The 19,656-nt window shown below is 66.8% G+C and carries 17 protein-coding genes; 9 read left to right on the top strand and 8 right to left on the bottom strand.

Annotated elements, in window-relative coordinates:
- Window positions 1-44 precede the first annotated feature (44 nt).
- From ABV408_RS11700 to ABV408_RS11685, 4 genes are all read left to right on the top strand, one after another.
- Window positions 45-1,730, top strand: coding sequence for a SulP family inorganic anion transporter (locus tag ABV408_RS11700; RefSeq protein WP_353979129.1), 1,686 nt, complete (start codon window positions 45-47; stop codon window positions 1,728-1,730).
- A gap of 29 nt (window positions 1,731-1,759) precedes the next feature.
- A complete protein-coding gene (locus ABV408_RS11695; RefSeq protein ID WP_353979128.1) occupies window positions 1,760-2,458 on the top strand; it encodes a YafY family protein in 699 nt (232 codons plus the stop codon).
- A 36-nt stretch (window positions 2,459-2,494) separates the two neighbouring features.
- Window positions 2,495-3,130, top strand: coding sequence for a glutathione S-transferase (locus tag ABV408_RS11690; protein ID WP_353979127.1), 636 nt, complete (start codon window positions 2,495-2,497; stop codon window positions 3,128-3,130).
- Between the two features lie 218 nt (window positions 3,131-3,348).
- Window positions 3,349-3,693 (top strand): hypothetical protein, encoded by a 345-nt coding sequence (locus tag ABV408_RS11685; RefSeq protein WP_353979126.1) that lies wholly within the window; start codon window positions 3,349-3,351, stop codon window positions 3,691-3,693.
- A gap of 44 nt (window positions 3,694-3,737) precedes the next feature.
- On the opposite strand, the gene ABV408_RS11680 is transcribed toward ABV408_RS11685, so the two are convergent.
- From ABV408_RS11680 to ABV408_RS11670, 3 genes are all read right to left on the bottom strand, one after another.
- Entirely contained in the window at window positions 3,738-4,007 is a 270-nt protein-coding gene (locus ABV408_RS11680; protein WP_353979125.1) for a hypothetical protein, read from the bottom strand.
- Window positions 4,008-4,146: 139 nt separating this feature from the next.
- Window positions 4,147-4,434: a hypothetical protein gene (locus tag ABV408_RS11675; RefSeq protein ID WP_353979124.1), complete on the bottom strand. Its 288-nt coding sequence runs from the start codon at window positions 4,432-4,434 to the stop codon at window positions 4,147-4,149.
- Window positions 4,431-4,763, bottom strand: a complete 333-nt coding sequence (locus ABV408_RS11670) for a hypothetical protein (protein WP_353979123.1) — start codon at window positions 4,761-4,763, stop codon at window positions 4,431-4,433. The genes ABV408_RS11675 and ABV408_RS11670 overlap by 4 nt, the downstream gene beginning before the upstream one ends.
- Window positions 4,764-5,576: 813 nt before the next feature.
- On the opposite strand from ABV408_RS11670, the gene ABV408_RS11665 reads away from it, so the two are divergent.
- The 3 genes from ABV408_RS11665 to ABV408_RS11655 are packed head-to-tail and all read left to right on the top strand — an operon-like array spanning window position 5,577 to window position 12,870.
- Complete coding sequence (locus tag ABV408_RS11665; RefSeq protein ID WP_353979122.1) at window positions 5,577-6,989, top strand: hypothetical protein; 1,413 nt, start codon at window positions 5,577-5,579, stop codon at window positions 6,987-6,989.
- A gap of 2 nt (window positions 6,990-6,991) precedes the next feature.
- Window positions 6,992-7,975 (top strand): hypothetical protein, encoded by a 984-nt coding sequence (locus ABV408_RS11660; RefSeq protein WP_353979121.1) that lies wholly within the window; start codon window positions 6,992-6,994, stop codon window positions 7,973-7,975.
- The gene (locus ABV408_RS11655) at window positions 7,972-12,870 is read left to right on the top strand and encodes a hypothetical protein (RefSeq protein ID WP_353979120.1); all 4,899 of its coding nucleotides are present in this window, start codon (window positions 7,972-7,974) and stop codon (window positions 12,868-12,870) included. The genes ABV408_RS11660 and ABV408_RS11655 overlap by 4 nt, the downstream gene beginning before the upstream one ends.
- Window positions 12,871-12,957: 87 nt before the next feature.
- Here the strand turns inward: ABV408_RS11655 and cfa are convergent, their stop codons facing one another.
- Complete coding sequence (gene cfa, locus ABV408_RS11650) at window positions 12,958-14,109, bottom strand: cyclopropane fatty acyl phospholipid synthase (protein WP_353979119.1); 1,152 nt, start codon at window positions 14,107-14,109, stop codon at window positions 12,958-12,960.
- Window positions 14,110-14,718: 609 nt separating this feature from the next.
- On the opposite strand from cfa, the gene ABV408_RS11645 reads away from it, so the two are divergent.
- Window positions 14,719-15,039, top strand: coding sequence for an MTH1187 family thiamine-binding protein (locus ABV408_RS11645; RefSeq protein WP_353979118.1), 321 nt, complete (start codon window positions 14,719-14,721; stop codon window positions 15,037-15,039).
- A gap of 141 nt (window positions 15,040-15,180) precedes the next feature.
- On the opposite strand, the gene ABV408_RS11640 is transcribed toward ABV408_RS11645, so the two are convergent.
- Together ABV408_RS11640 and ABV408_RS11635 are read right to left on the bottom strand one after the other, a co-directional pair.
- Complete coding sequence (locus ABV408_RS11640; RefSeq protein ID WP_353979117.1) at window positions 15,181-15,561, bottom strand: hypothetical protein; 381 nt, start codon at window positions 15,559-15,561, stop codon at window positions 15,181-15,183.
- 172 nt (window positions 15,562-15,733) lie between these two features.
- On the bottom strand, window positions 15,734-16,648 hold the full coding sequence (locus tag ABV408_RS11635) for a LysR family transcriptional regulator ArgP (protein WP_353979116.1): 915 nt from the start codon (window positions 16,646-16,648) through the stop codon (window positions 15,734-15,736).
- 93 nt (window positions 16,649-16,741) lie between these two features.
- On the opposite strand from ABV408_RS11635, the gene ABV408_RS11630 reads away from it, so the two are divergent.
- Window positions 16,742-17,392, top strand: a complete 651-nt coding sequence (locus ABV408_RS11630) for a LysE/ArgO family amino acid transporter (RefSeq protein ID WP_353979115.1) — start codon at window positions 16,742-16,744, stop codon at window positions 17,390-17,392.
- 52 nt (window positions 17,393-17,444) lie between these two features.
- On the opposite strand, the gene ABV408_RS11625 is transcribed toward ABV408_RS11630, so the two are convergent.
- Complete coding sequence (locus tag ABV408_RS11625) at window positions 17,445-18,812, bottom strand: TrkH family potassium uptake protein (RefSeq protein WP_353979114.1); 1,368 nt, start codon at window positions 18,810-18,812, stop codon at window positions 17,445-17,447.
- A gap of 43 nt (window positions 18,813-18,855) precedes the next feature.
- Window positions 18,856-19,512, bottom strand: coding sequence for a TrkA family potassium uptake protein (locus ABV408_RS11620; protein ID WP_353979113.1), 657 nt, complete (start codon window positions 19,510-19,512; stop codon window positions 18,856-18,858).
- Window positions 19,513-19,656: the final 144 nt, after the last annotated feature.

Here is a 19,656-nt window from a genome sequence, read left to right as displayed (position 1 = left end):
CACCGCTATCATCGCCCACGCTGGACTCGAGAGGCCTCGCCAACATGAAGCATGTCCGCACCGCCAGGTCGCCGGGTTTCGCGGCGCTCTTCACCCCCAAGCTGGTGACCGTCCTGCGCGAAGGGTATGGGCTCGCCAAGCTGCGCGCCGATCTGGTTGCCGGGCTGACCGTGGCCGTCGTCGCACTGCCGCTGTCGATGGCCATCGCCATGGCTTCCGGCGCCTCTCCTGCCCAGGGGCTCTACACCTCGATCGTCGGTGGTTTCATGGTCTCGCTGCTGGGCGGCAGCCGCTTTCAGATCGGCGGGCCGGCGGGCGCGTTCATCGTGCTGGTGGCGGCGACCGTACAGGCCCACGGCATGGCCGGGCTGCTGCTGGCCACGCTGCTGTCCGGGGTGATGCTGGCGATGATCGGCTGGCTGCGGCTGGGCAGTCTGATTCGCCTGATCCCCTATCCGGTCACGGTCGGTTTCACTGCCGGGATCGCGCTGATCATCTTCGCCAGCCAGCTCAAGCCGCTGCTGGGGCTGACCTTCGCCGGGCAGGAGCCCGGCCCGCTGCTGGAGAAGCTGCCGGCGATCTGGCAGGCGCTGCCCACGGCCAGCCCGATCACTCTGGTACTGGCGCTGGCGACCATCGCTATCATCGTCCTGATCAAACGCTGGCGACCGCGCTGGCCGGGTATGCTGGTGGCGATAGCGGTGTCGGCGGGGGCGGCGACGCTGCTGGATCTACCGGTGGCGACCATCGGCTCCGCCTTCGGCGGGATTCCGCAAACGCTGCCGATGCCGTCGCTGCCGGCATTCTCCTGGCATCAGGTGATCGAGATTCTGCCCAGCGCCGTGGCCTTCACGCTGCTGGGGGCGATCGAGTCGCTGCTCTCGGCGGTGGTGGCGGATGGCATGAGCGGGCGGCGTCATCGCGCCAACTGCGAGCTGGTGGCGCAGGGCGCGGCCAACGTCGCCTCGGCGCTGTTCGGCGGTATCTGTGTCACCGGCACCATCGCGCGCACGGCCACCAACGTGCGCGCCGGTGCCGTGAGCCCGCTCGCCGGCATGCTGCATGCGCTGTTGCTGCTGCTGTTCATTCTGGTGGCAGCGCCGCTGCTGAACTACGTGCCGCTGGCGAGCCTGGCCGGGGTGCTGGCGGTGGTGGCCTGGAACATGGTCGAGAAGCACGCTTTCGCCAGCCTGCTGCGAGCGTCGCGGGGGGATGCCGCGGTGCTGCTGATCACTCTGTCATTAACGGTCTTTCGCGATCTGATCGAGGGGATTCTGGCCGGCACGCTGCTGGGTGCGCTGCTGTTCATCCAGCGCATGTCGCACAGCGTGGGGGCGGCGCAGATGCCCTGGGTGCCGGAGGACGTGGCGGACGCGAGCCTGGATTATCATGACTCGGGGCTATCGCCCGCCGACCCCGAACTGGTGGTCTATCGGCTCTCCGGCGCCTGGTTCTTCGGCGCCGCCACCTCGATCGAGTCGATCCTTTCGCGGGTATCCGATCGCCACCGCGGGCTGATTCTCGATTTCAGCCAGGTGCCCTTCATCGATGTCAGCGCCGCCCGTACCCTGGAGGGCGTACTCGGTGCCTCGCGCCGTGCCGGTATCCGCATCGCCCTGACCGGGACCCGCAGTGACATGCGCCGGGTGCTGTTCGCCAACGGCGTGCGGCCACCGCTGGTGCGCTATGAACGCTCCATCGAGGCGGCGGTGAAGAAGCTGCGCGGCTGACGGCGCGCTTGTTCATCCTGGATGATGATATGTCCCGTTCCGAACGTCTGTTCGACCTGTTGCAGGTATTGCGTCGTCACCGTCGCCCGGTGAGCGCTAGCGTGCTGGCCGAGGCGACCGGTGTCAGCGTGCGTACGCTCTATCGAGATATCGCCAGTCTGCGCCAGCAGGGCGCGCCGATCGACGGTGAAGCGGGCGTGGGCTATGTGCTCAATCCTGGCTTCCTGCTACCGCCGCTGATGTTCTCGGCTGAGGAGATCGAAGCGCTGGCGCTGGGCCTCAAATGGGCCGGAGAGCGCACCGACGGGCCCATGGGGCAGGCGGCGCGGGAGGCCATGGCCAAGATCGAAGCGATTCTGCCCGCGGCATTGCGCTATCGCTTCGAGGACGATGCCCTGGTTATCGTCCCCAGCTGGGAGCCCACGACACGGGAAGACCTGCCCCTGATTCGTCAGGCCCTGAGCGAGGAGCGCAAGCTGGCGCTGGATTACACCGACCAGACAGGGGCGAGGACAGAACGGATCGTGTGGCCGGTGAACGTGGGTTTCTTCGATTCGATCCGGGTGCTGACCGCCTGGTGTGAGCTGCGTAATGCCTATCGTCACTTCCGCGTCGATCGCATCCTCGGCGCCAGCATATTGCCCGAGAGAACTCCCAGGCGCCGTCACCAGATGATGAAGGAGTGGCGCAAAACCCTACTGACAAAAACTGACAGTGGTGAGCGTTAGAGTCTCCTGACACCCACCAGACGCCAGGAGAACACCATGAGCCGGGAATTGATCTTCTACACCAACCCCCAGTCACGCGGTAATACGGTGCAATGGATGCTGGAGGAAGTTGGCCAGCCTTACGAGACCCGAGTGCTGAGTTTCGGTGCCCCCATGAAAGCGCCCGATTACCTGGCCATCAATCCTATGGGCAAGGTGCCCGCCATTCGTCACGGCAGTGTCGTGGTCACCGAAGCGGCGGCGATCTGCGCTTATCTGGCTGACGCCTTCCCCGAGGCTGGCCTGGCGCCGATACCGCCTGCGCGTGGCGACTATTACCGCTGGTTTTTCTTCACCGCTGCCTGTGCTGAACCGGCCATGTCCGACCATGCCGCCGGCTGGAAAGCCGATACCCCCGAGATGCAGCGACAGTCTGGCTACGGGTCGTTCGAGATGACCTATGACGCACTGGCATGCTGGTTGGCCGGACGCTCCTTTGTCGCGGGTGAGCGCTTCAGTGCGGCGGATGTCTATCTGGTTTCGTTGCTCAACTTCGGGATGACGTTCGACGCGATTCCGCGTCGGCCGGAATTCGACGCCTACGTCGCCCCGTTGCTGGAGCGTCCCGCCAAAAAGCGGGCCGAGGCGAGAATTGCCGAGTTGATGGCCGAGTCTGATCCGACAGCCCCGTAGAGATGCCGGGCCACTGCCTCAGTGGCCCCGCTCCCGACAGGCCTGGCGGCATAGCGTCCATCACCTCGGCTAGGCAGAGTCACCTGAGAGCGGCTGGCGGACTTCGGCCGCAGATTCGTCGCTGGCGATCCTGACGGCCAATGGGTTTGCGCCTACTACCTCGGCTAGGTGTAGGGGCTCGAATGTTCAGTTGACGAAGAGGGGGCGACAACTATTAAGTGTTTTTATGCGACGTATTACCCGTCGCGGCCATCACTCCCGTCCTTTCCACCATCGGGGCCGCCGGCGCCACCCTTGCCACCTTCCCCTCCCGGACCAGCATCACCGCCGTCACCTCCGTTACCGGAGCCACTGCCGTTACCGCCATTGCCTCCGTTGCCTCCCTGGCTGCCGCCGTTGCCGCCATCCCCTCCGTCGCCGTTGCTGCCGGCACCGGCGTCGCCACCATTGCCGCCATTGCCTTCACCGCTGGCATTGCCTCCATCGCCACAGTCGCTGGCTTGGGCCTGAACTCCATCGATACCCACGGCCACCGCCAAGAGAACGGGCGTAACATGCAATGACACGGCCAGCAGACCAGCTGACAAGAGTTGCTTTCTGGACATCCTCAGAGCCATGACTGCCGCCTCCCGCGATCACTGTTATCCGGTCGAGCTACTGCCGCTTCCGGCGTCACCACCATCGCCCCCACTGGATCCGTCTCCTGATCCACCGTCGCCTCCGTCACCACCGTCTGCACCATGGCCGGCATCGCCACCTGAGCTACCGGTCCCAGAGGCCCCGCTGTTTCCCCCATGGCCTCCATCGCCACCGTTCGAATGGTTTCCGGATCCGGCATCGCCACCATCACCACCTGCAGTACCTGTTCCCCCGTCACCACTATCACCACCATTGGCGGCCAGGGTATAGGTACTGTCTAGAGCCGAGCCTGCTTGCGAGACAGGAGATACCAGAGGGAAAACCACCAGGGGAATGATCAGCAATTCTTTCCAGGGGGGCTTTGGCGTGCTCATGATTTACCCATCCTTGCCATCAGCTCCAGGTGCACCGTTGCCACCGTCGCCGCCATCTCCACCGTTGGTGCCGTTGCCACCGTCGCCACCCTTGCCGCCATTCTGGCCTATCTTGCCGTTGCCACCATCGCCCCCGTTGGGGCAGTCGGCAGTGCCTTTGGCTCCATCCTGTCCCGCGGCTCCATCAAGCGAAGCACAGTCGGGACTGATTGGGTCGCTGGCCAAGGCAATACCCGAAGTGCCAATAATGAAGGTGGTCAGAGCAATCATGAGCGTCTTCGAAGGCTTCATCTGCTATCTCCTTTTCCGAGGCAAAAGATAGGATTAGCCAATCCCGTTGCCGTTGCCGTTGCCGTTACCGGTGCCGTTACCGTTGCCGGAACCATTGCCACTGCCATTGCCGGTGCCTCCATCGCTGTTGCCGTCGCCACCCGCGGAGCCATCACCACCGTCGCCGCCATCTGCACCATCACCACCGGCTCCGCCGGGTGAGCCATTACCGTCGCCACCGTCACCGCCATCTCCACCGGGTGAGCCATCTCCACCATCACCGCCATCACCGCCATCACCGCCATCACCGCCATCACCGCCATCACCGCCATCACCGCCATCACCGCCATCACTGGAAGCCACCAGAAGATGCCCAGGTGCCTGAGTAATACCCGGTCCACTGTAGTCTGGGGTTGAGAGAGATCCTTCACTAATGGAGATGCCGGCGTGGGCAAAACCCGCAAATCCGACAGAGAGAATGACAGCGGGCAAGCGGCACTTGAAGCGAATTTTTATGGCTAATTCCTCAAGTCTGTTTTAGATAACCTCCAAGTGCATTAAAGTCAGTCGTGAGGTAAAAGTGGCTGTAGGTTTGACAGGTTTTAATGGGTTGTCTGTTTTTTTATGTGGCCCTGGGACGGTTCGTCTGCAAGAAGTAACCCGCAGTGTTGTCGGCTTTACTGATAGTTACCTCTACTGCTACGGCATGTTTCTCCAGGATTGGCTGGATTTGGTGCTCTGTATGCTCAAGTTGTCTATAGGGATTATTTTCTACCGGCAGCAGAGAATTTTTATAGCACTTTATTCGGGAGCAGGTTCATGGACACCAAGCTGCATAAGCAAGCCGCGGCTACACCCAGGATTCGTGTTGAGATCCAGGCCGCCCCTGCCTGCATCTCGAACGCTGCATCAGCGTAGTGCTTGGGTGTTAGCGATATGACTTTCAGCCGTTGGCACCATCGAGAAGACATCCAAGATCCTCCCTCTACGCGTCCCGAGACGCTCTGGGCTGGTCGGCGAACTGGCGGCGCGCATCGAGTCGGTAAGCGCTCCGTTACCCGGATCGTCATGACCTGAAACCGTAACCTTGGCATAATGCGGCGCTTCACGAGCACCCGCGGCAGCGCCATGGGCGGGTGCGGTTTTTCCTGTCTGGAGTCGACATGACCGCCTGGAACAAGCTGCTGGTCGCGACGACGCGGCTGCTCGATCTGCATGACAGTGCCCACGAGCCGGGTTCGCCCTTCGTTCAGGTCACCCAGGAGCAGCGGCGCGGCCTGCGTGACGGCTACTGGCTCGACCTGGGCTGCCTGCTGCTCGACTACCTGCTCGAGGTGGATTTCGCCACCAACAGCGCTTTCGTCACCCAGCGCCGCTGCCTGGCGCATCTACGTGGCGAGTACCCGTCGCTGCCGGCGGACGATCTGAGTTTCGTGATCAATCTGCTCGCCACCCCCAGCGAGATCCACTATCGCGAATGGCAGGCCGGCCCCGCCGGCGACGAACTGGCCCCGGGCGAGCGCAGCGTGCGCAGTACCAAGCGCACCGCGCTGATCGAGAAGCAGGGACAGACCGGCCAGGTGCGCCTCACCCCGAGCGGGCGCCAGGCGGTGACCCTGGCCAGTCAGGTCGAGGATCTGCTCTATTCCGAGTATGACGCGGCCAAGGTGGTGGCGGCGCTGTCACGGGGTGACTATGCCCGGGTGCCCGATATCACCCAGCAGATCCTGATGGCGATCCGAGCGCTGACTCAGGAGCTGCGCCGGGTGCGCGAGAACCCCACCCACGAGGGCAAACTGGCGGCGCTGGAGGAGAACGAGCGCCACTACCACAACGCCCTGAGCACGATCCAGAACACCCTGCTGAGTGCCCGCGCCCAGCTCGCCGCTCCTGGCGTCGCCGAGCACTTCGCCCACTGGGCCGAGCAGCAGGAGACGGAGTGGGACCTGCGCATGCTCTCGGGGGCGATCGGCCGCGTGCTCAACGCCATCGAGAACCTCTCGCGGCGCCTCTCCGAGCTGCTCTCCGACATCGCCGAGGGGCGCATCCAGTCGATGGGCGTGATCGACTTCGCCGGGCTGGCCCAGCGTCTGCTGCTGGCGCCACCGCCGCAGCGTCTGCAGGACGCGGTGGTGGCGCGCATGATGCCGCTGGGTACGCAGGTGGCGATGCCCCGGGTGGAGACGCTGCTGCCGCTGGTGGAGACCCGCCGCGCCGAGCGCAGCGGTGCCGCGCTGGTGTTCGACGAGGCCGGCGACCGGCCCGGGGCCGATCCGCTGCTGGCGCGCTATCTCAAGGCGCGTGGCCCGGCACTGCGCCAGCGTCTGCGCCAGGCGCCGTTGTCGCTGCCTGAAGCGCTGCGTGAGGGGTGGCACCGCTTCGACGACGAAGCGCTCGACTGTCTGCCCCAGCTGCTCAACACCTTCGTCGATACCCAACTGCTCGACGATCATCTCAGCGTGGGGATCGACGACACGCCCTTCGCCATCGAATTGCCCGACGGGCGCCGGATCGAAGGCGCCGTCACACCGTCGCTGCGCGTACGCGAGACGACGATGCCAGACCAGGACGTTTGACTATGAACATGATGGAAATGGGCGAGGTGGTCGCCTATCTGCTGCGCTATCGCACCGCCGAACGCGTCCCCAGCGGCGGTCGCAAGCGGCGCGCTGCGCGCGAGGGTCAGCTCTCCGAGCGTGACGTCTGCGCGCTGATCGATGACGCCCAGGAGAGCGAGCGCGAGGCACTGCGCGACTTTCTTGCCGGCCAGGGCATGCGCCTCAAGGTGTTCGAGGCCGGTGACTATCCCGGTATCGCGCCGGGCTCGCGCTTCTTCGCGCTGCTGCCGGACCCGGAGCTGGAGCAGCCGCCGCTCTATACCCGCGATGCGGTGTTCGAGGCGCTCAAGCTGCGCCAGGAGAGCCGCGCCGAGCTGGCGCTGTGGTATCTGCAGCTGTGGCTGCTGCTGCACACCCTGATCTACACCCGACTCAACCGCGCGCTCTCGGATGTCAGCCGCTATCAGGAGGCGACTTTCGTCACCCGTGAGCTGGTCGAGCTGGTGCGCGATCAGCTCGAGATCCTGCGCGGGCTGGGCGAGAGCGCCCCGGAGAACAGCCGGGTGCTGCTCGACGAGCGCGGCGAGGATATCCCGCGCCGGGTCAAGGCGTTCATCGATCTGCTGGTACGCGCCGGGCATCTCGACCTGGTGCGCGAGTCCGGCGACGAGGACGTGTGGCAGCAGACCCTGCTGGGGGCACTCGAGGCCGAGCAGATCGGCGTGCACCACCTGACCCATCTGATCGAACTGACCGCCGCCGAGGGTAGCGACGGCGAGCGCTTGCTGGCGACGGCAGAGACGCCTGACACCGAGGCAGACGCTCAGTCGAGCGCCGCTGAAGTCCAGCCCGATTCCGCTGAAGCCCAGCCCGGTGTCGCTGAAGAGAGCGAGGCGAACGCGATGGCAGCGGACGAGCCCGTGGCCGAGGAAGACGAGGCCGCAGCCGCCGGGTCGGAAGACAAGGCCCCCGGTGGCCAGGAAGACGAGGAGCCGCGTCAATGAGCGTCATTCACCGCATCGAGATCGCCAACCTGCTCAACAAGCATGGTGATATCGCCTCGCCTTGGGAAGCCAAGATGCGCCACCTGCTGATCGATCTGCGCGGGCAGTCGAGCGCGATCAGCATGGAGAACGGTTTCGGCAAGACCACCATGGCCGAGGCGCTGATCGGCATGCTCTCGCGCGACCGCCAGCTGCTCACGCGCACGCGGCGCAAGTGCTCGCCCTCCAAGGTCGCCGGTGAAGCGCGCAGCTGGACCCATCTGCGGGTCGAGTTCCGCGCCCAGCAGGGCAGTACCCAGCAGGACGACATGCTCGCGGTGGCCGGCGAGGAGGTCTCCGGCGAGACCTTCGTCTTCGGCATGTACGGCTACAGCGACGGCAGCGGGCTGGTGTTCTACCACTATCCGGGTCAGCTCTCCGACGTGCCGGTTCACCATATCACCCGCGATGGCAAGCTGGCGCTCTACGCCAATGCCGATTTCCAGAGCCTGATGCGTGCCCATGGGGTCACCCGTGCCACCAACCGCGAAGAGTGGCTGGAGGCGGTCGGGGTGCACATCTCGCGGCGCGAGCTGGCCCAGCTGGCGGCGTTCCAGAAGGAGGGCGGTGCCGACAAGAGCCAGATCTTCAACGCGATCAAGCCGCGGGCCGGCGAGAAGGCCGATCAGGCATTCTTCTATGAAGTGCTGGCGCCGCAGATTCTCTCCGGGGCCACTCGCGGCGAGACCGACGAGGAAGAGGAGCTGATCGAGGACGTCATCCTAAACTCCGGCACCCGCATCACCGAGCTGCGCCACCGCCTGGCCGAAGCCGAGAGCGACCAGCAGCGCGCCGACGACAAGGTCGAGCGGCTCGCTACCCTCAACGAAGAGGGCGAGAGCCTGCTCGAGTCGCGGCGCCAGCTGGCCGCGCTGGACGCCTCACTGCTCGAGGCCGAGCGGCTGCTCGGCGGCCAGGCGTTGGCGCCGCTGCCGGGGCTGCCGGGGCAGCGCGACGCCGGTGAGACGCTGGAAGCCGGCGTCGCCGAGGCGGCGACCGGGCTGGCCTGGGCGATCGGCGACACCGAGCGTCCGCGGGTCTCCACCTGGCTGCTGGCCAAGCTGAGCCGGCAGGCCGAGCGCAACGTGCGCCTGGCGCTCTCCGAGCGCGGGGCGCGGGTCGACACCCACCGCCGCCTGGTGCATCTGCCCCAGGCGAGCTGGATCGTGGCGCGGGACATCGGCCATGTCGCCTTCGATCAGGCGCGCGCCTGGCTGGCCGACAGCCACGCCTTCGCCGATGACGCCGCCCGCTACCGCGCCCTGGGCGTGCTCGACGAGGCCGCCGAGGCGTTCGAAGGGCTCGACGGCAACCGCTTCCGTGAAGAGGTGATCGCCGACCGCGAATATCGCCGTTCGCTGCGGCTGGACGCCGAGCAGCTCGACGAGTCGCTGGAGCGCCTGGAGCAGGAGCGTGAGCAGCTGGAGTCGCGTCAGCGCGACTTCATCGACAACCAGAGCGTCTACACCCAGGCGCTCGCCGAGGGGCTGTTCAGCGAAGCCGAGCTGGAGACGCCCGAGGCGAGCCGCGAAGCCGCCCGCGAGGCGCTGGAACAGGCGCGCCGCGAGCATGCCGAACACCTCGGACGCATGGGCGAACTCAAGCAGCCGGCGCAGTGGTACGCGGCCTTCGAGCGCGAGCACCCTGACGCCACGCCGGAAGAGGTGCTGGCCCTCAAACAGGAGCGTCAGGAGACGCTGGAGGCGGAACTCGGTGAGTGGGACGCCCAGGCCGCCAATCTCAACGGTCAGCGTGAACGGGCCCGTGAAGCGCTGCAGGCGCGGCGCGAACAGCGCCAGCGACTCGAGGGTGAACTGGCGCCGCTGGCCGCCGGGCGTCAGGCGTGGCAGGCGTTCAATGAACAGTGGCCGGCGCACTCGGCGATCGGCTTCTGGGACGCGCGGCGCACGGCGCTGAGCGAGCATGAACAGATCCTGGCCGATGCGCGGCGCGAGCTGGCCGATATCGACGCCCGTCTCGAACGCCTGGCGCCGTTGGAAGATGCCGCCGAGCGCTACCGCCATTGGCATGCCGATGCCGCACCGGTACATCTGCGCGACACCCTCTACCGTCAGTCGCGGGAGTGTCAGGATCGGCTGCACGAACTGAGCCAGCAGCGCAGCGAGCTCGAACGCCTGGTGCAGGCGCAGACGGACTTCGACGACTGCAGCGAGCAGTCGCCGGAGGTGTGGCTCAAGGATGCCAAGGCGCGCTATCCACGGCTGCTGCGCGAGCGCGATGGCCTGGACGGGGCAATCGAGGCCCGTGAGCGCTATCTGCAGAGCCTGAGCGGCGATCCGCTGGCCCGGCTGGCGGCCGAGAGCGACGCGCAGCGCCTGCTCGAGGCGCGCGAGATCGATTTCCGCCCGCTGCACGAGGTGCTGGCCGCGGTCGAGGCTGACACCCAGGTACGCCGTGACTGGCTGGCCCAGGCCGCGGGGCAGCTGTTCGCGCCGGTGGTCGAGGGCGAGGACGCGGCGCGTGAGGCAGCGCAGTGCCTGATCGATGGCGGCTGCGGGGTGCCGGTACTCGAAGGCGAGCGGCTGCGCGCTACGCTGGCCCGCGGCGAGCTGCCACTGGGGGCGATCCAGGGCGTGGAGACGCTGGCGGTCAAAGCCGCGCTCGACCCGGCCTATCTCACCGCGCTGCGCGACGAGACCCAGCAGCGTCTCGAGATCGACCGCCAGCGCCTGGCGGCGCTGAGCGCCGAGATCGAGCGTCTCGACCCGCACGGCGAGCGCTTCGCCCTGGCGCTGCGCGCGGCCGAGGCCGTGAGACGCGAGGCAGCGGTGGAACTGGCGGCCCTGGAGGAGCGCCAGGCCCACCTCCTCGCTGAGCAGGAGGCGCTGACACCGCGCCTCGGCGAGGCCGCGCTGAAGGCGATCGACGACTACCAGCGCTTTCTCGAAGAGGGGGGCGAGGCGGCGCTCTCCGCGGCGCGCCAGGCGCGCGTCCAGGTCGAGCAGCGGCTCGCCGAGCACGCCCCCGAGCGGGAACGTCTGGCGCGGGAGTTCGAGACCCACGGCGAGGGCTGGCTGGCGGCGGAGCGCTTCGCCAGTGCCGGCGGCGTCGAGCGTTTGGAGGAGATCGACGCCAGCCTCGCTGCAGTGGCCGAGGAGTCGGCGGAACTCGAGGAGACCCTGGCCGAGCTGACGCTGGAGAGCGAGGCGCTGGACGCGCGACGCGACAGCCACCGCGAGCAGCTGCGCCAGCTGTTCGCCGACGGTGAGCGCGAGCGTCTGCGCCGGCTGGCGGCCTTCGTCGCCGAGGGTGGCCCGGACTTCATGCAGCAGGCCGAGCAGCGCGAGGCGGCGCTGCAGGCCGCCCTGACCGCCGCCAACCGGCGGGCCGACTTCGATTTCGAGCGCATTCGTGCCTTTCTCGATGTGCGCGACGAGAAGGGGGGCAACCGCACCCTGGAGCGCGATATCGGACGGCTCAAGCAGACGCTCAAGGAGACCCGCGACAAGCGCCGCCACAACGGCCGCGAGCAGGAGGCGCTGGAGAGCCGCCTGACGCGCCACCAGCAGGCGCTCAATATCACCGACCAGCTTGCCGTGGCCTGGCTCGAGGTGCTGCGCCAACTGCCCGAGGGCTGGGCCGAGCGCGCCCTGGCCGATGCCGGCGCCGGCTGGCCGCAGGACCACGCCGAAGCCGAACGCCTCGACGCCGCCCTGGCCGACTGGCGGCGCTGGGCGCATGCCTCACTCGACCCCGAAGATAGCGATGCCTTCGACCCGGCGGCGTTCGAGACCTGTCAGCAGACCCTGCTCGACGGGCTGGGAGGGCTCAATCTGGGTGAACGCGCGCGCAACCGCGAGCGCCAGGCCCGCGATGTCGGCGCCCGCGAGAAGGCGCTGGCGCTGTCGCTGGAAGCGGCCAGCGCCAGCCGGCTGTTCAACGAGTCCGAGCGCGCCCGTCTGGGCACCCTGGAAGGCGTCAGCCACGAGGCGCTGGAGTCGCTGCGCGGTCTTCACCGCCAGCTGCAGGGGCAGCTCGACGAGCACCGCACTCGGGTCGCCCGGCTGCACGCCTCGCGCGAGCAGATCGAGGACACTCTGGTCGAGCGTCTGAGTTCGATCATCATCGATGCCGCTGGCAATCTCGAGATCCTCAAGCGGGTGGCGAGCCGTTCGAGCGACGGCGGGGCCTACTTCGAGGTCAAGGCAGCGCTGATCGCCGACGACGCCGTGCGTGAACTGATTCAGCAGCTGCTGGCGGATATCGACGCCCATCTGGCGGTGCAGCGGCGGCGTCTGGAGCAGTCCGGCGAGGCCGCCCAGGGCAAGGGTGGGCGCGACGACGAGCTGACCCGTCAGATCCGTCGGCGCATCTATCGCGGCCTGTTCCAGGCGGTGAGCATCCGCATCAAGCACGATGCCATTCGTCCGCACGGGCGGCTGTTCTCGCTCAACGAGGACATGTCGGAAGGGCAGCGCGAGGCGGTGTCACTGATGTGGCTGGTCAAGCTCTCGGAGTTTGCCATCGAGCGCGAGCTGCGCGAACTGCCGGGGACCCAGAAGCGCCGCGCCCGGGCCAGCCGCGAGAGCGTGATTCTGCTCGATGGGCTGTTCTCCAAGCTCTCCCACCGGCGCCTGATCCAGGATTCGCTGGAGTCGCTGCGCAATACCCGCGGGCGCTTCCAGATGATCGGGCTGATCCACAACCCCAACTACGAGAACGATCCCAGCATCTTCCCCACCTATCTGGTGGGTAGCGTGATCGGGGGCCAGCAGGGGCAGGGCGGCCACGTCATCGTGCGCGACGGTCGCCAGGTCGCGCCCGAGGAGGCCGGGCGCGGTAGCGGCGAGGCGAGCCTGTTCGGCATCCACGTCACCCCGGCGACTGCCGAATAGCGCCGGGTGGCCTAAGCGCTGCGTGGCCTCGGCGAGAGGCCGCGCAGCGCGGCTCTCAGTTCAGCTCAGCGCAGCACCTGGTTCAGCTCAACGCGGAGCGTCGTAGCGGCCCTGGCGCGAGTGCGAGAACACCACCTGCCACAGCTGCAGCTCGCGGGCGCGGAAGGCCCCGGCGCAGGCGCCCAGATAGTAGAGGAACATGCGCTTGACGCGCTCGCTGTAGCGATCGGCGATCTCGTGCCAGTGGAGGAGCAGGTTCTCCTGCCACGCCATCAGGGTGGTGTCGTAGTCCGGGCCGAAGTTCTGCCAATCCTCCATGACCAGCTTGCCCTCGCTGGCATCACTGATCTGCTGCACCGAGGGCAGTACGCCGTTGGGGAAGATGTACTTGTTGATCCAAGGGTCGGCGCTCACCTCGTTGGTGTTGGAGCCGATGGTATGCAGCATGAACAGCCCGCCCGGCTTGAGCAGCCGCGTGACGGTGTCGAAGTAGGTGGCGTAGTTGCGCTGGCCGACATGCTCGAACATGCCGATCGAAACGATGCGGTCGAATTCGCCGTCGAGATCGCGGTAATCCTCCAGCAGGATCTCCACCGGCAGTGCCGCGCAGCGCTCGCGGGCGAGCTTGGCCTGCTCCTCGGAGATGGTGATGCCGGTCACCTCGACACCATAGTGGCGCGCGGCGTGCTCGGCGAAACTGCCCCAGCCGCAGCCGATGTCGAGCACTCGCATGCCGGGTTCGAGCGCCAGCTTGCGGCAGGCCAGGTCGAGCTTGGCCACCTGGGCCTGGTGCAGGGTGGTCGCCTGCTTCCAGTAGGCGCAGGAGTAGCACAGGGTGGCGTCGAGCATGCGCGTGAACAGGTCGTTGCCGAGGTCGTAATGCTCGCGGCCGACGATATAGGCGCGGGCCTTGCTCTGCAGGTTCATGAAGCTCGAGCGCAGGCGGTAGAGCAGTCTGCCGGCGGGGGTGTGGGCGGCACCGCCGAGCCCGTGGCGCAGCAGGCGGTGCATCATCTCGTCGATGCGTTCGCACTCCCACCAGCCATCCATGTAGGCCTCACCGAAACCGATCGAACCCTGGCGCACGATGCGTGAGAACAGGTCGGGGTGGTGGACGCGAATGTCCCAGGGCTGGCGGCCATTGAGGGTGACGCCGGAGCCTTCGAGCATCTTCTCGATGGTATGACGGGCGCGGGTATCGGGTAGCGCCGCGGGGGCTATGGGTGAATTGCTGGTCATGATCGTTCCTGGCATGGGGCGCGCTGCGCTTCCCGACCGCATGGCAATGCTAGGGCGTGCATGCGACGGAACCCGTGCGGGAAAGGCATGAGATGACGCGAGTGACGGCCTGTCCCGGTCGGCTTCCCGGTTCGCCTAAAACGACCCGAGCGATGAACGATGTCGGCGGAGCGCGGCGTGCCGCGGTCCCTGGTTCGCTAGGCGGTGTCTGAAACGTCGACGAGCGAAGGCCACATGAGGCAGAACCGGGCGCCAGGACGAGCCGTCCTGCGCACGTGCCGAATGCTGTTCGGTGAGCCCATGTTCGATGTCGTTACTGTTCAGGCGTGGCCTAGCGTTGACTCGTTGGCGAATGTTGCCATTGAGTAACTACATTGCATGCTAACGTCTTTGCCTCTCTTATCGTAGCGCGCCTGAGCGATTATTCCAGGCTCTGCGCTGCGCCTTTGTCGCGCCGTGCCTCTCGGATGGCAACAGCGTCATCAGCGGCGAGGAAACGGTGGCAGTGCTAGGCTCGTGCTGAGCGGCCGGTTGTGATCGGCGATATCAGCGCATTCGGATGAGCGACAAGCGATGAGCAGCGACGTGAACAACGAAATGAGAGTGCCCATGCAGGTGATCGTGGATCTCTGCGTGGTGCCCTTGGGTGTCGGGGTATCGGTATCCGAGTACGTGGCGGCGTGTCAGCGGGTGATCGACGACTCGGGTCTCGGCTATCGCATGCACGCCTACGGCACCAATATCGAAGGGCCGTGGGACGAGGTGATGGCGGTGGTCAAGGCGTGCCACGAGCGGGTCCATGCAATGGGCGCGCCGCGCATCACCACCACACTGAAGCTGGGTACCCGCACCGATCGCGAGCAAAGCATGGACGACAAGGTAGCGAGCGTCGAGACGCGCCTGCGCCCCCCCGACACCCCCGAAGAGTAGGGCCCGTTCACCGTTCGGCGGCGACCGCCGCGCTGGCTGCGGACAGAGGCTGGATTCGGGCAGTGACACAGGCGCAGACAAAAAGTCGGCCCCGGGCGAGCGCGCCGGGGCCTGAGTCCCTGAGTCTCAGGGGGCAGTCGCTCAGCGGCAGCGGATGGTCCAGGTCGCCTTGTAGCCGTCGCCTTCCTGGGTGGCTGCCTGTAGCTCGGTATCTTCGTTGACCGTGGCGCCTTCCATCTGGGCATTGACTTCTGCCGCCTTGCTGGCGTCGTCGTTGGGCCCGAGGATCTGCTGCTTGACGATCACGAACTCCTCACGATCTTCTGACTCGCACTGCTCCAGAGCACGCTCCTTGGCGTTCTCCAGCGCCTCGTCCTGGTCGTCGCCCAGGCCGGTGACCACGTACTGGGAGCTGTCCTTCTCCAGTGAGCTGCTGTCGCTGGCGCAACCGGCCAAAGCGGTCAGCGAGAGGCCGGCGGCGAGGGCGATCAGCAGACGTTTGTCGAGAGTTGGAAGGGACATATCACATTCTCCTTGTGCACAAAATGCGGTACCTCATCCGGGTACCGGTAGGGTTGAGTCTAGAAGCTCGTGCCGTCTTCGCAAGTCGTTGGAAAATCTCGGGAAAACGTTGCCAAATAGCGACACTCGAGGGGCGTTGCGCGCATCTCGCCCCTGACATGAGCCGCGCCAATCACGTGGGCGCGCCGGGGCCTGTCGACGCCTCCATGGGCAGCAGCCAGTCGTCGCTGGCGGAGAACAGGTGCACGGTGAGCGCGTCCAGCAGCTCACCGCCGTGGCGCCAGAAGTGCCAGTAGAGGGGCACGTCCAGCGGCCGGTCGGGATCGAGATCGACCAGCTCGCCGCGCGCGAGGGCGCTCTGCGCCTGGCACTCCGGAATCAGCGCATAGCCGATGCCCGCCAGCACCATGTGCAGTACCCCCTCCGACGACGGGCACAGATGGTGGGGGAACGGCTCCTTGAAGCCCTGGCTGTCGAGATAGCGCTGCTGCAGGCGGTCGTCGGGGCCATAGAGAATGGCCGGTGCCTGCGCCAGCGCCTGGGTCGAGACGCCCTCGGCGAAATGGCGCTCGGCGAAGCCGGGGCTGGCGGTGACCCGGTAGCGCATGAGACCCAGCGGGCGCGAACGGGCGCCCTGGACCGGACGCGCGGTGGCGCAGATGCAGCCGGCGACCTCGCCGTCGCGCATGCGCCGCAGGGCCACCTCCTGATCGTCGACTACCAGGTCGAGCAGCACCCCGCGGCGGTGGCAGAAGTCGCCGATGGTCGGCGCCCACCAGGTCGCCAGGCTGTCGGCGTTGATCGCCAGACGCAGACGCTGGGTACCCTCGCCGAGGGCGGGGATACGGTCGAGCAGGTCGTGCTCGAGCAGACGCACCTGCTGGGCGTGGTTGAGCAGCCGCTGGCCCAACGGGGTGGGCAACAGACGCGGCGTGCGCACCACCACCGGCTGTCCCAGGCGTGCCTCGAGCAGTTTGATGCGCTGCGACACCGCCGACTGGGTCAGGTTGAGCTGCTGCGCCCCGCGTTCGAACCCGCCCTGGTCGACGATCGCCGCGAGGGCTTCGAGTAGCTTGTAGTCGAGCATTAGCGTTCCTAATGATTCATTAGGGGTTTTAACTTCAATTAATAGAGCATAGCACGCCATCCTGCGACCCTCTGCCCATCCGAGGACCCTCGCATGAACCTCTCCGTCGAGGCTGGATTCGCTCCTGGGGCGCTTGCCGCGGCGCCGTTTGTCGTCTCACTGCTGCAGGGGCTGCTGATCGGGGCGGGTTTGATCGTGGCGATCGGCGCCCAGAATGCCTTCGTCCTGCGTCAGGGGCTGCGGCGGGAATACGCGCTGCGGGTGGCGGCGATCTGTGCGCTGTGCGACCTGGTGCTGATCGCCCTCGGCGTGGCGGGGTTCGCGCCGCTGCTGGCGTCTAGCCCGCTGTTGATGCAGCTGGCGCGCTGGGGCGGTGTGGTCTGGCTCGTGTGGCAGGCGTGGCTGGCGCTGGGGCGAGCGCGTCACCCGCAGGCGCTGTCCCCGACGGCAGGGGGCGTTACCAGTGCGCGCCGGGTGGTCCTGGCGACTCTCGGCGTGACCTTGCTGAATCCCCACGTCTACCTCGACACCCTGGTGATGCTGGGGCTGATCGGCAACCAGCAGGCGAGCCCGCCGGCCTTTGTCGCCGGCGCCGCGCTGGCCTCGCTGGTCTGGTTCTTCGGTCTGGTGGGGTTGGCCCAGTGGCTGGCGCCACGTCTGCGCGACCCGCGCTGGTGGCGTGGCATCGAGCTCGGCGTGGCGCTGGTGATGCTGTGGGTGGCGCTGCATCTGGCGCTGGGCTGACGGCGCGTCTGGCCGCGCGGCCCAGGGCCATGCCGTCCAGCGGCGCCTTAGCTCAACCGATCTGTATATCGCCGCGCGCATAGCGCACGCCGCGGGCCCGCCGTGTGGCCAGGAAGTAACCCACTGAGAGTGGCCCCACGCGCCCCAGCAGCATGGTCAGCCCGAGCAGGAACTGACCCGGCAGCGAGAGATCGCTGGTGACGCCGCGCGACAGCCCCACGGTGCCGAAGGCGGAGACGGTCTCGAAGGCGAGATCCAGAAACGGTTTGTCGGCGTCGGTGATAGTCAGCCCGAACAGTGCCAGCACCACCAGCAGGACGCCCGCCAGGGCCACGGTGATCGCCTTGATCACCGTCTCCTGGGGGATCGAGCGGCCGAACGCCGTGGGCTGCTCGGTGTTGCGGTAGAAGGCGCGGGCGGTCAGCAGCAGCACCACGAAGGTGGTGATCTTGATCCCGCTGGCGGTGGAGCTGGAGCCGGCACCGATGAACATCAGCACCATGATCAACAGGGTCGAGGCGTGGGTGAGCGACCCGGTATCGAGGGTATTGAAGCCCGCGGTACGCGGGGTGACCGCCTGGAACCAGGCAGCCTGTACCCGGCCGAAGATATCGCCGATAGCCCCCAGCGTCTTGGGGTTCGACCACTCCAACCCGAGCAGGATGGCGGTGGCGATCAGGTTGAGCCACAGCGTGGCCAGCAGTACCACCTTGGTCTGCATCGCCAGGCGCGACCAGCGGCGCTGACGATAGATGTCGCTGACCACCACGAAGCCCAGGCCGCCGACGATGAACAACAGTGTGATCACACCGTTGACCAGCGGATCGTCGACCTCGCCCATGAGGCTGTCGGACCAAGTCGAGAAGCCGGCGTTGTTGAACGCCGAGACGGCGTGGAACAGGCTGTTCCACAGGCCCAGGCGCCAGCCGTACTCGGGCACCCAGTGGGCCGCGAGTAGCGCGGTCCCCAGGCTCTCCACCAGCAGTGCGAACAGGATCACCAGACTGACCAGGTGGCGGACGTCGCTGAAGGCGATCTCGCCGAGGGCCTCGCGTACCAGGTTCTGCTGCTGGATCGGTAGGCGTGCGCCGATCAGCAGGACCGTCAGCGCGGCGAAGGTCATGAAACCGAGCCCGCCGATCTGGATCAGCACCAGCAGCACTGCCTGGCCGGTGAAGGTGAGATCGTGGCCGACGTCGATCACGCTGAGACCGGTCACGGTGACCGCCGAGGTCGCGGTGAACAGCGCCTCGTGCCAGGCCAACGGGCGCACCGCGCTGCCCGGTAGCCACAGCAGCAGCGCCCCCAGCGCGCACAGCAGGGCGAAGCCTATCAGCAGCACCTCGGGGGGTGACAGACGCAGGACGCGGCCGTGGGGTGCCCGCCGCAGCGGTCTCACTAAGCGTTGCCAGCGTCTCATCGGCGCACCTCCGTGTAGCGGGCGGCAGCCCGCGAGGCGCCGCTCATATCTGCTTGCCGATTTCGCGCAGGGCGTCGAGATCGCCCATCAGGACCAGGTTGTCGCCGGTCTGCAGCGTGGTGTCGTCGGCGGGGTTCTGGATCACCTCTTCGCCGCGCTTGATCGCCACCAGGAACAGCGAGTCACGGTCGATCGCCAGTTCGGCCACGCTCTTGCAGTTGTCGACCAGTCGTTCGGTGGTCTCTACCTCGACGATGAACTGGCGCTCGCCGAGGCGGATGAAGTCGACCATGGCGTGGTAGTTGAGGCTCTCCGCCACGCGCACGCCGGCGTCGTACTCGGGGTAGATGACGCGGTCGGCGCCGAGCCGCTTGAGCAGCTTGTAATGAGCATCGCTGTGCGCCTTGGCCCAGATCTCCTTGGCTCCCAGCTCCTTGACGTGCAGGGTACAGATCACGCTCGCCTCGAGGTTGCCGTCGACATCGATCACCACCGCGTCGTAGGCCTCCAGCGACAGCTCGGCGAGCGCCTTCTCGTCGGTGAGATCGGCGATCACGGCGTGGTCGAGCAGGTCCGAGAGGGCATCGACCCGCGACTCGTCGCGGTCGACGCCGAGAATCTGGTTCTGGTGACGCTTGAGCTCGCGGGCCACGGTACTGCCGAAATAGCCCAGGCCGAGAATGGCGAATTGCCGGGACATCGATCACTCCTCGTATCGCCCGCCACGGTGCGGACGCAGACCCGCAGCTTGGCACAAGCCGCGGCATCGGCCAAACCGTGGGGCGCACCGTCACCCACGGCATGCGCGGCTGTCGCATCGGCGCCGGGCCGACGGTACAATCCC

Origin of the sequence: Salinicola endophyticus (assembly GCF_040536835.1) — a bacterium.
Taxonomy (GTDB): Bacteria; Pseudomonadota; Gammaproteobacteria; order Pseudomonadales; family Halomonadaceae; genus Salinicola; species Salinicola endophyticus_A.
Note: the sequence above shows the minus strand (reverse complement) of the source record. Positions and strands in the feature narration are given on the sequence as shown.

Excerpts from the sequence above, each read along its gene's own strand:
- ABV408_RS11700 (WP_353979129.1), top strand. The coding sequence starts at position 45 with ATGAAGCATGTCCGCACCGCCAGGTCGCCGGGTTTCGCGGCGCTCTTC.
- ABV408_RS11695 (WP_353979128.1), top strand. The coding sequence starts at position 1,760 with ATGTCCCGTTCCGAACGTCTGTTCGACCTGTTGCAGGTATTGCGTCGT.
- ABV408_RS11690 (WP_353979127.1), top strand. The coding sequence starts at position 2,495 with ATGAGCCGGGAATTGATCTTCTACACCAACCCCCAGTCACGCGGTAAT.
- ABV408_RS11675 (WP_353979124.1), bottom strand. The coding sequence starts at position 4,434 with ATGAAGCCTTCGAAGACGCTCATGATTGCTCTGACCACCTTCATTATT.
- ABV408_RS11670 (WP_353979123.1), bottom strand. The coding sequence starts at position 4,763 with ATGGCGGTGATGGCGGTGATGGCGGTGATGGCGGTGATGGCGGTGATG.
- ABV408_RS11665 (WP_353979122.1), top strand. The coding sequence starts at position 5,577 with ATGACCGCCTGGAACAAGCTGCTGGTCGCGACGACGCGGCTGCTCGAT.
- ABV408_RS11660 (WP_353979121.1), top strand. The coding sequence starts at position 6,992 with ATGAACATGATGGAAATGGGCGAGGTGGTCGCCTATCTGCTGCGCTAT.
- ABV408_RS11655 (WP_353979120.1), top strand. The coding sequence starts at position 7,972 with ATGAGCGTCATTCACCGCATCGAGATCGCCAACCTGCTCAACAAGCAT.
- cfa (WP_353979119.1), bottom strand. The coding sequence starts at position 14,109 with ATGACCAGCAATTCACCCATAGCCCCCGCGGCGCTACCCGATACCCGC.
- ABV408_RS11645 (WP_353979118.1), top strand. The coding sequence starts at position 14,719 with ATGCAGGTGATCGTGGATCTCTGCGTGGTGCCCTTGGGTGTCGGGGTA.
- ABV408_RS11640 (WP_353979117.1), bottom strand. The coding sequence starts at position 15,561 with ATGTCCCTTCCAACTCTCGACAAACGTCTGCTGATCGCCCTCGCCGCC.
- ABV408_RS11635 (WP_353979116.1), bottom strand. The coding sequence starts at position 16,648 with ATGCTCGACTACAAGCTACTCGAAGCCCTCGCGGCGATCGTCGACCAG.
- ABV408_RS11630 (WP_353979115.1), top strand. The coding sequence starts at position 16,742 with ATGAACCTCTCCGTCGAGGCTGGATTCGCTCCTGGGGCGCTTGCCGCG.
- ABV408_RS11625 (WP_353979114.1), bottom strand. The coding sequence starts at position 18,812 with ATGAGACGCTGGCAACGCTTAGTGAGACCGCTGCGGCGGGCACCCCAC.
- ABV408_RS11620 (WP_353979113.1), bottom strand. The coding sequence starts at position 19,512 with ATGTCCCGGCAATTCGCCATTCTCGGCCTGGGCTATTTCGGCAGTACC.